The 12013-nt window shown below is 53.6% G+C and carries 8 protein-coding genes and 1 tRNA gene; 3 read left to right on the top strand and 6 right to left on the bottom strand.

Annotated features, from left to right (window positions below; genetic code table 11):
- Positions 1-27: 27 nt before the first annotated feature.
- On the bottom strand, positions 28-1086 hold the full coding sequence (locus tag MCG44_RS05565) for a TAXI family TRAP transporter solute-binding subunit (RefSeq protein WP_186852121.1): 1059 nt from the start codon (positions 1084-1086) through the stop codon (positions 28-30).
- 332 nt (positions 1087-1418) lie between these two features.
- Here MCG44_RS05565 and MCG44_RS05560 point away from each other — a divergent pair, with 332 nt between their 5' ends.
- Both MCG44_RS05560 and MCG44_RS05555 read left to right on the top strand, forming a co-directional pair.
- Positions 1419-3143, top strand: a complete 1725-nt coding sequence (locus tag MCG44_RS05560; RefSeq protein WP_186852120.1) for a LytS/YhcK type 5TM receptor domain-containing protein — start codon at positions 1419-1421, stop codon at positions 3141-3143.
- Positions 3128-3850, top strand: a complete 723-nt coding sequence (locus MCG44_RS05555) for a LytR/AlgR family response regulator transcription factor (RefSeq protein WP_186852119.1) — start codon at positions 3128-3130, stop codon at positions 3848-3850. Before MCG44_RS05560 ends, MCG44_RS05555 begins: the two co-directional genes overlap by 16 nt.
- A 624-nt stretch (positions 3851-4474) precedes the next feature.
- Here MCG44_RS05555 and MCG44_RS05550 read toward each other — a convergent pair.
- The 3 genes from MCG44_RS05550 to MCG44_RS05540 form a co-directional block, all read right to left on the bottom strand.
- Positions 4475-4633 (bottom strand): hypothetical protein, encoded by a 159-nt coding sequence (locus MCG44_RS05550; RefSeq protein ID WP_240287184.1) that lies wholly within the window; start codon positions 4631-4633, stop codon positions 4475-4477.
- A gap of 294 nt (positions 4634-4927) precedes the next feature.
- Positions 4928-5119 (bottom strand): hypothetical protein, encoded by a 192-nt coding sequence (locus tag MCG44_RS05545; RefSeq protein ID WP_240287182.1) that lies wholly within the window; start codon positions 5117-5119, stop codon positions 4928-4930.
- Between the two features lie 971 nt (positions 5120-6090).
- A tRNA-Gly gene (locus MCG44_RS05540) sits at positions 6091-6164 on the bottom strand.
- A gap of 181 nt (positions 6165-6345) precedes the next feature.
- Here MCG44_RS05540 and MCG44_RS05535 point away from each other — a divergent pair.
- Entirely contained in the window at positions 6346-6720 is a 375-nt protein-coding gene (locus tag MCG44_RS05535; protein ID WP_366461182.1) for a desulfoferrodoxin family protein, read from the top strand.
- Between the two features lie 130 nt (positions 6721-6850).
- On the opposite strand, the gene MCG44_RS14985 is transcribed toward MCG44_RS05535, so the two are convergent.
- A complete protein-coding gene (locus tag MCG44_RS14985; protein ID WP_240287180.1) occupies positions 6851-10852 on the bottom strand; it encodes an S-layer homology domain-containing protein in 4002 nt (1333 codons plus the stop codon).
- Between the two features lie 241 nt (positions 10853-11093).
- Positions 11094-11927 (bottom strand): N-acetylmuramoyl-L-alanine amidase family protein, encoded by an 834-nt coding sequence (locus MCG44_RS05525; protein ID WP_147570609.1) that lies wholly within the window; start codon positions 11925-11927, stop codon positions 11094-11096.
- Between the last annotated feature and the right edge of the window lie 86 nt (positions 11928-12013).

Raw genomic sequence — 12013 nt, 5'->3', positions numbered from 1 at the left:
CTCCGGCACGAGGGTTTACATCAACAGTTACAGGTAGCCGTTGTCCTTCCAGAACTCCTCAGCGCCAGGGTGCAGGGGGAGCTGGATGTCGTCGACACCAAAGGTGATGTCAATGTTCTCGTTGGCGGTGTTGTGGGAATTTTTAATGGTATCAATGTTAGCAAAAATACCCTCCAGCATGTCGTACACCATTTCATTGCTCAGATCATCCCGGACCAACATGATGTTGTACACAAAGATGCCCTCGATATCCTCAGTGTTGTTATAGGTATTGGCGGGGATGACAGACTTGGCATAGTAGGGATACTCCTCCACCAACTTGTCGCGGCCCTCGCCGTCCAGAGGGACCACCACCATGTCATACTGAACACCCAGGTCCATAACCGTGGCGTTGGGCAAACCGGAGGTGACGAACACGGCGTCACACTGGCCGTTCTTCATGTTCTCGATAGCCTCGCCGTAGGCCAGGTAGTCTGGGGTAATGTCATCGTAAGTAATGCCATAGGCGTTAAGGATCATACGAGCGTTGATCTCCACGCCGGAGTTGGCGGCACCTACGCCCACGCGCTTGCCCACCAGGTCCTGGATGGAGGTGATGCCGGTGTCGGCGGTGGTAACCAGCTGAACATAGTTAGGCCACAAGCGCATCAGGGCACGCAGGTTCTCGGCTGGCTCGATGCCGTCATAGGCCTCGGTGCCGGTGTAGGCTTGCATGACAGCGTCCTGCATGGCGATGGCGATCTCTAGATCACCGTTGAGCATATTCTGGATGTTCTGTCCAGTGGCGTTGGTGGACTCGGCGCTGGTCTTATAGCCCCAGTCCGCCAAGGCGGTGGCAAAGGCACCGCCAATGGGGAAATAGATACCGGAGGTTGGGCCGGTGCCCACAGTGATAAACTCACCGGCGCGCTCATCCGCGGTCAGCCCCTTCTCACTGTCACCCCCAGCGGAGCCATCCGGAATAGAGGCAGAGCTTCCTCCGCCGTTAGAGCCTCCCCCGTTGGAGGTATTCTCCGTTCCGTTGGAGCAGGCGACTAGGGACAGTGCCATGGAAAGCGCAAGAGCCAAAGCCAGGATCTTCTTCATCTTTCAATTCTCTCCTTTTCTTCAAAGTAGTTCTTTTATTTCAGCGGCCATCCGTGGAAATAAAAGCGGAGCTCACAATACGCACAATTTTTCCGCTTTCTATGGCGCATTTTATGTGCAAAAAACATCTTCGTCAACGATTTTTCGGCCTAAGGTCATTTTACCTGTGAGAACGGTTGGAAACCGTGTGAGAACGGTTCCTCCACTTTCTTGAAAATCCAGCCCGTTCATGTTAAACTTATGATTGTTAAGAATCTGTTAATTGCCACAGCTATATCCGGTCCGGCCACGGCTCCTCGCCCATTTGACTTGCCAGGAACGAGGTGAACTGTATGAAGAACAGCTTGCTGATCTATCTCCTGCTTAACATCAGTCTGCTCTACATCGTCGCCGCCATTCTGACGGAGGTCCGCCCTCTGCGCATCATACTGAAGCGCAGGGTCCGTTCCGTCCCCAATCAGCTATGCCTGGGACTGATCTTCGGCCTGCTGTCCATCAGTGGGACCTATACAGGAATGAATTTCCAGGGGGCGGTAGTCAACACGCGGGTGGTGAGCACTGTGGCTGCTGGTCTTGTGGGCGGCCCCCTTTCCGGACTGTGCGCGGGCGCTCTCAGCGGCCTGCACCGCTATCTTTTTGATCCGAGCGGCTTCACCTCTCTGGCCTGTGGGGTGGGTACCTTTGGCTTTGGTATCATCGGTGCTCTGTGCTACCGCCGATTCAGCCGTTGTTCCAGGCGGAACCTCGCCCTTGTCGCCATTACTCTTGTATCCGAACTGGTACAATGTGTCTTGATTCTGATTTTGGCTAAACCCTTTGAGGCCGCTATCGCCCTGGAGAAGGTAATCCTTCTGCCCAAGATGGTGGTGAATTCTCTGGGGCTTGTCATCTTCATGACTTTGCTCAACCGACTCAACCGCAGTTTGACCATTGAACTGGTAGAGCAGCAGTACCTCGCCCTGTACATCGCTCAGAAATGCCTCCCCTATCTCCGAGAGGGCCTTGGGGATAGGCACGCCCTCCAACAGGCGACGGATACCGTCCGAGCCACCTTGCCTGATTTTCAGGTGATCATCACAGACCGGGAGCAGGTACTGGCCACCAGTGGTATTGCCCTTCAGGGTCACCCCCTGCCCGAACCTGCCCGCCAGGCCCTAGAGCGGAGAGAACTGGTGGTAATGCAGGATTTTCCCGGCGAGGTAGACGTACCAGTTCACCAGGAAGACAACGCCGCCATTGCCGCCCCTCTTATGTGGGATGACGAGGCAGTGGGTGTTTTGATCCTGGTGGTCCCTATGGGACCCAATCTAATTCTGGATGCAGACATCCGCACGGCGGACGGTTTGGCCCAGCTTTTTTCTTCCCAACTGGAGCTGGGAGAATTCCACCACCAGATCGAGCTGCGGCGGCAGGCAGAGTTCCGGGCCCTTCAGTCCCAGATCAATCCTCACTTCCTATATAACGCACTAAACACTATCTCCGCCCTGTGCCTCACCGACTCCGAACGGGCACGAGAGACCATTCTGATTTTGGCCAGCTATTTGCGCCAAACTCTATCTATCAACGAGCCCTTTGTTACCTTAGTCCAGGAGATGTCCAATGTGGATAACTATCTGGCCCTTGTAGATGCCCGCTTTGAGGGAGCTATCCATGTGACCCGCGAGCTACCTGACGACCTGACCCGGCTCCACCTCCCTCCGCTGATTCTCCAGCCGATTGTTGAGAATGCAGTACGCCACGGAAGCACCTCTGTAGATGAGCGACACGTCTGTATCTGCATTCGCCAGGATCAGGAGCGGGCCTATATCCAAGTCTCTGACCGGGGCCACGGATTTCCGCCCCAGGTTCTAGAGATGCTTCAGGACCCGGAAGATCCAAGCTACTCCGGCCTGTTCAATGTACGGAAGCGGCTTCGCAGCATCTACGGAGAACAGTGCAAATTTACCATCGACAGCTCCCAAGCCGGCTCTACTGTGTTTTTCTCTATTCCCCTGACTCCGCCTTCCCAGTCCTATTCTGATGTGAAAAGGAGTGAGGTCCAGTGCGTATCGCAGTAATCGATGACGAGAAATATTCCCGCCTTGAGTTGATCCACCAGATTCGTCAACATCTGCCACAAGCCGAAATATTTGAGGCATCCAGTGGTGCCCAGGGAATCCAGTTGCTGGAGAAGGATACCTTTGATATTCTTTTTATAGACATCCATCTGGGTGACCTGGAGGGAACTACGGTGGCCTCCCTCGCTCGCCGTCTCATGCCATTGGCGAAGATCATCTTCGCCACTGCGTACTCTGAGTACGCGGTCACTGCCTTTGAACTTCGGGTAGACGACTATATTCTCAAACCCTTTGATCCCCAGCGGATCCGTCAGGCGCTGGACCAGTGTGTGGCAGAGCTTCAGTCTTCTCCCCACAAGACCCCTGGGCCGCTCCGTCTTGCCGTCAGCTGTAACCGTCATACCATTCTGCTTGATGTCAATGACGTGACCTATATTGAGACTGACGGGGCCGGCCGTGGTTGTGTCCTCCATACTCTGTCCGGCGAATCTTACAGCGACAACTCTCCTATGTCTGAGTATGAAAGCCGCCTGGATGGGCAGGGTTTTTACCGCATCCACAAGACTTGCCTAGTCCACCTGAAATATATCCAGGATATTTTTCCCTGGAATAACAGCAGCTTTGCCCTCCGGGTCCGCGGCTCCTCCGATTCCCTCCCTATCGGCCGGGATCGGGTAAAGGAACTGCGCCGGCGACTTCATATTTAAATTTTTGTACTCCAGATATCTTCTCTTACCCTGACAGCTTGATCAAGTATTCGACTGATACTAGTTGTGAATTTTTAATATTTTAGTCAGATCTGCGCCAAAGTAAGGAGCAAATCAAGTCTTTGTTTGGGACTACTTGGTTTATTGAGCCAGAAATTACAGTTCGTGGTCATTTTCAGTAGGAATATTATAGAGTCGTTTGAGGCCATAAGTATCCTTGTCCGCCTTATATTTTCTCCTTAGAGTGGGTCCTTCTGGTGGATTCACCATGAATCTACCCTCGTCTACGGTCAAGACGCAAGAGCACCTTGGCGGGGCCCTTGCTTTTTATTCATCATTGGAGTTTGTATAGGTTAGAACTGAAGCTCCCATTCTCCCGCTTGACCGTGGACTGAGAGAGCCAACTCAGCGGCTATGATTCGGATCCCCGGCCAGCACTGTCTCTCGTTGTCCCATAGCGGCGGTTACCTTCTGTAATGGACCCGCCGTGCCGCAGGCAGTCGGCTCTCATGGCTCTCAGATCCTTCAGCGGCCCATCCCCTCGCAAGCTGTCACAAACCGCTACAGGATATCTTTGAATTCCGGCATGTTGAACCGGTCGTCATTGTGAGGCCACCAGGTATATCAGAACTCCTTCCCGCCGTGGCCGTAGTCAAGTCTTATATGGCCGACTGTACTGAGGGCTTTGTCCTTTTCAGGCTCCAGCTCGGAATAGAACAGTCCCGCCTCATCCGGTAAGGCAGGGCGTAAATTCTTGATTATCTTGGGGGTATGCCAGATCATGTTCCTCGCAGAACTGTTCCAAGGTTATTTTCTCTCCAAGCAGGCGGAATACGCCGTTGATTCGGCGTGAAACCGTTTTCTCCCGTTTCAGTAGGTGTAGGGAGAGTATCGTGCCGTCATGATGCATGGGGGCTGCTCCGATGTTAATTCTCATAGGATCTTCTTCTTTCTGAGCTGCGCCTCATATATTGTGCCGTTTTCACCATACTGGTGGGCAAACCACTCAGTAACCTCACGGTTCAGCGTCCATGACAATTCCCTGGCATTTTGGGCGTTGAGTGGGATCACAGTGTGTTAGGCCGTCATCACATCGTCCAGACGCCGGAACAGATCGTACTCCCCCTCATTCATCAGCCTGTGTGGGTCAATAGAACGAAACATATCCAACAGATTTCTTTTGCTGAGATTCGGGTCATTGTTTGGGGACTCCGTACCGATCCACGCATACGAGAGAAACAGGGTGATATCCTGCTCACACAGATGCATAGCCGCCAATTTCAAGTAACCGAACCGGTACGGCGGTGAACATCAGAAGAAGACCTACAGCAGTTTCTGTCGCGTTGATCTGCTGTCTCATATTTTCTGCCAGAAATGGAGTACGCTGGGATCATCCAGCAGATTTCCAGCCGACAGGCTGCCGTCCTCATCGTGGATACCTACCAAGGCATGTCCATAAAAGCATGTTTGACAACCAGCGGTGACATTTTTGTGGGTCGGATGTCAAACCAAAACAGTGTGTGGGCCAGCGACTTCAAGGCGGCAAGGCGTGCCTGAGCGCCGTGTTGGATTTGTTACGGAAGGAATATTGTTGCGTTTTCCCTGAGCCGTCGTAATAATACTCCTCTGTTTCTGAATACTTTCGAGCAGGCTCTTCAGAAATATCCGCACACAAAGCCGCTGCTTCACAACGGCCTGGGTGTCCAATACACCAGCCGCCCCTTCCAAAAAGTTATGAAACGGGCTAGCATATACCAGAGTATGTTCCGCGTTTGACGCTGTCTTGATAACACCCCGATGGAGGGGTTCTGGGGTATCCTGAAAACGGGATTGTAACGCCTCTATCATTTTGAGGACTATGATACCTTTCGGGAGGCAATCTGTGCATACATTAACTTCTATAACAACCATTGACATCAGAAAAAGCTTGGCTGTATGACGTCGGCGGAATTTATCGAAACTTCCACTAAATAAAAAACAGAGGATCCTACTGGCTATAGAATCCTCTGCTTAATTTTTTATCTTTTGCTTTGTCTGCTTGACAAGGAGCAGTTCATCGCCTTTTTGATTTGAAAAAGGGCGTTTATTTCTGCCTTTGGTTCCAAAAAGTGCAAGTCTATTCGATTTCAGGAATCCTCGTCTGGCATCTTTTTTACCTTCAGAAATTTTGCAAATAAAAAGCCGCAACACCCTGGAACAGTAAGCTTACAGCCCACTATATCCAAATTGTTGCGGCTTTTTGGAGCAGGTGAAGGGAATCGAACCCTCGTGTTCAGCTTGGGAAGCTGACATTCTGCCATTGAACTACACCTGCAACTTGATAGCTTATATATGATAGCATAATCGTCTGTACTTTGCAAGGGAAAATTCTCATATTTTGAGGAACAATTCTTCCCCAAAATAATTGGATTATTTTGGAGTATTCCAATCTCTTTTCTTGACTTTCTCTTCTGGGCATACTATAATAAAATTATAAGCAAATAATGAGAGGAGTTATTATTATGAAATTTTATCGCTGTGAGCACTGCGGCAATATCATCACCTTTGTTCATTCCGCCGGCGTACCTGTCATGTGCTGTGGCCAGAAGATGACCGAGCTGGTTCCAGGCACCACTGACGGCGCCGCCGAGAAGCACGTCCCTGTTGTGGAAGTTCAGGGCAGCACTGTTCAGGTCAAGGTAGGCTCTGTGGAGCATCCCATGCTGCCCGAGCATTTTATTCAGTTCATCGCCATCGAGACCAAACACGGCAGCCAAATCAAATATCTCCAACCTGGTGAGAAGCCGCAGGCCTCCTTTGTGCTGGCTGACGGCGATCAGCTGGTGGCCGCTTATGAGTACTGCAACCTCCATGGCCTTTGGAAAGCCTGAACCCATAGTTTCCATGAATCGCAATAGGCGGCGTGACTGTTTGTCGCGCCGCCTTTTTGTCTGCTGATTTTACGACAGCGCGGCCGCCCTGTAAAAAGGGCGGCCGCGCTATTGTCTTATTCCATAAGGATCATTCCGCCAGTTCCGTACAGAAGTTCATAAAGATCTGTGCTACCTCGGCACGGGTGGCCCCGGCGGTAGGCGCCAGGATACCGTTCCCCTTGCCGGACAGCAGACCAGCGTTCACCGCCCAGTCCATGGCCTTCACGGCATAGCTGGAGATGGAGGAGGCGTCCAGATAGCCCTCTGTACCCTTGCCGCTCTGGCTGGTCTTGTACCCCTCGTTCTGGGCGTAGCGGTACAGGATGGCCGCCAGCTGCTCCCGTGTAATGGGATCGTTGGGGCCGAAGGTGTCCCCGTAGCCGGACACGATGCCCTCACCGGCCGCCCAGGAAATGGCGTCGGCGTACCAGGCTCCCTCCGCCACGTCAGCGAAGTCAGCGCTGCCGGCCGCGGGCTTGCCCTCCAGGCTGTACAGCATCTGGGCCACCATGGCACGGGTCAGGGTGCTGCCGGGGACGAACTCCCGGTCGGACACACCGGACATCAGGCCGTTGTCCAGAGCGTAGTCCACCGCCTCATGGTACCAGGCGTCCTCGTCCACATCCCGGAAGCCGGCGGAGGGGCAGGTATCCTGGTGGTCGATCTCCACGAAGGAGGCCTCAATGGTCACCTTGGACCGGGGCATCTTGAAGGTATACTTGCCATCGCCCTTGTCGGTCAGCTTGATCTCGTCCCCATTCTTGTCGGTGACGGTCAGCTCGTCCAGCTCATAGCCCTCGTCGGGCTTGACGGTGATGGTCACCGTCCGGCCGCTGGAGGCGCTCTTGGGGGACACGGTCACGCTGCCGTTGTCAATGTTCTTGTCCACGCTGATGGAGTAGCTGCTGGAGCCGCCGCCTCCTCCACCGCCGCCAGCGCTATTGATCGTATAGACGAACTCCGCCACATCGCTGTCAAGAGAGTCTTTATACAGGCCCTTGGTATAGGCTTTTACAGTAGTGCTGGAGCTAATCGTCAAGGCTCCGGTATATTCCTGACTCGTGTCAGATGCGGTGGGATCAGAGCCGTCCAGAGTATAATAAATCTTGGAAAATTTAGGCAGAGTTGTGGTAGACAACTCTACGGTCTGAGTACCAATATAGGTGCCCGCCGCCGGAGAAGCAACGGGAGCCGCGGCCTTTTGCAGCATCATAACCAGTTGTTTTTGTCCGTCTTCTGCATCCTGTTCTACAATCTGATATTTCGCCCGGTTATCAACAAAGTTGTTGACAGACGCTCTTCCGCTCTCATAGGGAGCGGTAAATTCTTTACTGAGTTCGGGCGAGGAGTTGATATAGATGCCGATTTTTGCATCCTGCGACAGTCCCCCTTCTCCAATGGTCAGCAGGACATTGGAGACTGTATTGAGCCAGAGGTCGGAATCGATCTCTTTCCCTCCATCGGTTCCTTTGTTGCCGAGGATGGTGGCCGTACCGGATACCTGGACACTTCCCATACCGGCGTAGACGCCACCCTGAAGGGTCCCGGAAGTATTTCCAGCAATCACGCCGCCATTCATGATAAATTTTGCGTTGCCGACTAAGTGGACACCGCCAGCGCTCTGCTTGCCACCGTTATTTCCAGTGATCGTGCCGCCCTCCATAACAAAGGTAGCGCCGCCTTGTATCGTCACACCGCCGCCGCGGGCATTGCTGCCAACACCTCCAGTGAGCTTACCGGCATTGCTGCCGCTGCTGTCTTTCAGGGTAAAGGTATTTGCCGTGACCAGCAGGATATGGCTTCCTTCGGGGGCCGTGATGGTCTGGCCGTTCAAATCCAAGGTCATGGTTTTTCCGACAGAGAGCGAATCACCGAGGGTCACACTCCGCAGTAATTTCACAGTACCTTCCTCACCAACAGCATCGATGGCGGCCTTCACAGAAGTGTACTTCTCCCCACCCTCTACTTGGGCAACAAATTTCTCTTCTTCAGCAATGGGGACAATTTCAACTTCCTGTACCTCGCCAACCTTAGGAGGGGCAACAGTTACGGGAATCTCTGTTACAATGGTATCACTAGAGTTGTCCGCCTTTTGGGATACATGGAAGGTATAATCCCCTTCGGACAGGGAATAAATGACATATTTTTCGCCCTTCTTGACCGCTGTATCAAAATCGTTGAACGCAGTAATGGGGCTGCCGTCCGCCTTGGTCACGGTGACCTTGTCATTCTCGGTCAGGCCGTCCAGCACGATCAAGTTGCGGTTGACCACCTTTACGTCAGTATCTTCGATGGTCACAGCGCTTGCGGTATTCCAGTCACAGTGGGTCTTGTAGATGACCACATTGCCCTTATATGTATTGCCGCTGATCGTGGCCTTCAGGGCCGACTTCCCCTCGGGGTTCAGCTTGGAATTTTCGCCGTCCAGCCAGTACTGATACTGGGCATAGTCCCACAGCTGGATATAGGCGGCGTCCCAGTCGCCGGAATCAAAGGTATTGCCGGTGATCTGAATATCAGTCTCCTCTGTGGCGGGTTTGCCCCAGTAGCCGTCGAAGGGCACACGGACATTGGTGAAGGTGTTTCCTTCAAAGGTGATGGCTCCCGCCGCGCTGTTGTCGCCACAGGTGTAATAGCCCCGCTCCCAGTTGGTGAAGTCACAGTTTTGAACTGTGATGCTGGGCTGATGGATGTATAAGGCAATCGTATCCTTCAAATCGTCCTTTTTATTTTCAAAAGAACAGTTGTCCAAGGTAAGTCCATCGCAGGCTCCGCCGCTGATGACCGCGGTCCCGTCCTCGGACACAAAGTCGAGGCCCTTCAGGGTAACATCCGCCGCCGTCACAGCCACCTTGCTGTCTTTGTCGGTCTTGACTGTGGCGGTCACGCCATCGGCAGTCTGGACGGTAACGCCGCTCACCGCAATGGAGAAGGGCTCATATGTACCAGAGCGGGTGATGGTGACCGTTTTGTTGTCGCTTTCGGCGGTGACAGCCTCCAGCGCCTCTGCGAGGGACACATATTTGTTGTCGCCCACATACGCCACGCTGTTGTCAACAGTCACTTCCTTATCATTGACAGTCGCCTGGATATCAACTGTACCGGCATTATTGGTCGTAACATCATTGTAAAAATCGCCATGAGGGGTAATCGAATCTGTGACATCCCTGCCGCCTGAAAGGGCCTGATTCACAGTCGCTGTACAATCGCTAATCGTAGTCTTTCCCGCAGCGCTATTCATAGCCGTACCGACCAGCGCGCCAAATTCATCGCCAACCTCGCTGTCCGGGTTTGTTATGGTCAGGTTTCCTTCGTAGGTGCAGTTCGTCATCGTGTTGCCGTAGTGGAGGATGCCCAGGAGCCCGCCCACGTCAGAGGTGGAGCCGATGACGTCGATCTTCACATCACAACCGCTGATCGTAATGTTACCCTCACCCATGAAGCCGACGAGGCCGCCTACATAGGTGCGGTATTCCTCGGATTCCGCTTTTACATAGCTGCCATCGCCGCCAGTCACATCCACATTGGTGATATTCGCATAGGCATTCTTCCCGAACGCGCCGCCCACATAGGCATAGCCGTCTACCTGGATCAGGCCGGTCACGTTGATATTGGTGTATTTTGAGGTGTAGGGCGTTCCGGCCACAGCGCCAACATCCAGGTAACCCTCTACCTGTGCGTTGTTCAGCGTAAAGTCTTTGATTTCGCCGCCTGTTGTAAATCCGAACAGGCCGACATCACTGCTATTTCCTGTGATTTTCAAATTGGAGATAGTGTTCCCCTGGCCGTCAAAGGTCCCCTGAAATGGCTTCCCATTCCTCCCGATGGGCGTCCATTCCTTCCCCTCCAGGTCGATATTCTCCCCCAACTTGATAGTCTTTTTTTGGAAGGAAGTCCCCCCATTGACCAGTTGGGCCAGACCCGCCAGGTCGGCGGCAGAGGAGATAGTATACTCGTCCCCATCTCCTGTATACCACTCCGTGCTGGCGCTCTCCGCCCATGTGTCCCCCTCTTCCGCAAACACAGAGAAGGGAAGCATCGACACTATCATCACTAAAGCCATAATCGAGGATAAAATTTTTCGCTTCACATCCGATTCTCCTTTACCTAAAAATACAGTCGGAGGCGGGTCCGCTCCCCCGGGGCAAGGGAAATGTTTGTCCCCTTTTGGGGGACAAACAGAAAGCGGGTCCCGCTTTCGTCCTGTTTTGAGATTATTATATAATAGAAGCAGGAAAACCGCAACTATTATCAATATCTTTTCTGCCTCGTCCAACAAATTTTTACACATAAACAGGAGGGACCGGCCCGCTGCGGGCCGGTCCCTGTGTTTACTCCGCTTCAGGTTGGCCGCCTGCCCCGGACCATATCTGGTCCAGGCGGTACAGCATCTGTACGGTTTCCTCCCGGGTGGTGAAGGACTGGTATCGCTGGTTGCCCTCTCCGTCTCCAGCCACGATGCCGGATTCCTCCGCCCATTTCCGGGCTTGGGCCGACCAGTCGCTAGGAGACCATCTGGCCCGTTTAGCCAGATAGGCGTCCATCATACGGTCAAATTGCTCCTGCGTCATAGGCTCCTCCTCATGCTCGCCGTCAGTCAGCATGGCCTCGGCCACGTCCTGGCGGAACTGGTCCATAGTTACCCCGTGTTTGGGCCACCACTGGAGCACGTCGCCGTGCTGGCTGGCAATACCCAGGTCGTAGCCCTCGGCGTGGCAGATGACCACGCCGGGCTCCAGGGGGTCCAGAGAATACTGGCGACACAGCAGGGCAGTGAGCTGGACCGCGTTGTGATAGATGTCATCAAAATAGGCCTGATTGGCCGCTACATCATACCCCACCATCTCGTCGCCACGGTAGGTGTGTCCGGCAGGCTCACAGCACTCAAAAGAAATATGAGTGTTGTTCGCGCTCCTGCCGGAGGTGCCTGTACCCGCATGCCAGCCCCGGATGATCCAGGGCAGTGTCTGAATGGCTCTGTCCCGTGCCACGAACGCGTGGACGCACTTTTCTACGCCCGGCTTGTTCCACCGGCGGATGAACACCTCCGGGTCCGGCTGGGCTACCCCGGTGGAGTGGACCATAATTCCTTTGGGCACAATGGTCCGCCCTGCCTGATAGCAGTCATTCTCTGTCAAAAACTGTTGGGTCAGATCAAGTTCCATATGCCCTCCTTCGCTTCTGCGTCCCCAACCGGGGACGCTCCATCCTATGCTCCGGGCCGTTTCCGGGTGCCCCCGCATAGAAACAT

It is taken from the genome of Lawsonibacter sp. OA9 (assembly GCF_022440585.1).
This window is presented reverse-complemented; position numbering and strand designations above follow the sequence as displayed.

Excerpts from the sequence above, each read along its gene's own strand:
- MCG44_RS05545 (WP_240287182.1), bottom strand. The coding sequence starts at position 5,119 with ATGCATCTGTGTGAGCAGGATATCACCCTGTTTCTCTCGTATGCGTGG.
- MCG44_RS05565 (WP_186852121.1), bottom strand. The coding sequence starts at position 1,086 with ATGAAGAAGATCCTGGCTTTGGCTCTTGCGCTTTCCATGGCACTGTCC.
- MCG44_RS05525 (WP_147570609.1), bottom strand. The coding sequence starts at position 11,927 with ATGGAACTTGATCTGACCCAACAGTTTTTGACAGAGAATGACTGCTAT.
- MCG44_RS05550 (WP_240287184.1), bottom strand. The coding sequence starts at position 4,633 with ATGATCTGGCATACCCCCAAGATAATCAAGAATTTACGCCCTGCCTTA.
- MCG44_RS05560 (WP_186852120.1), top strand. The coding sequence starts at position 1,419 with ATGAAGAACAGCTTGCTGATCTATCTCCTGCTTAACATCAGTCTGCTC.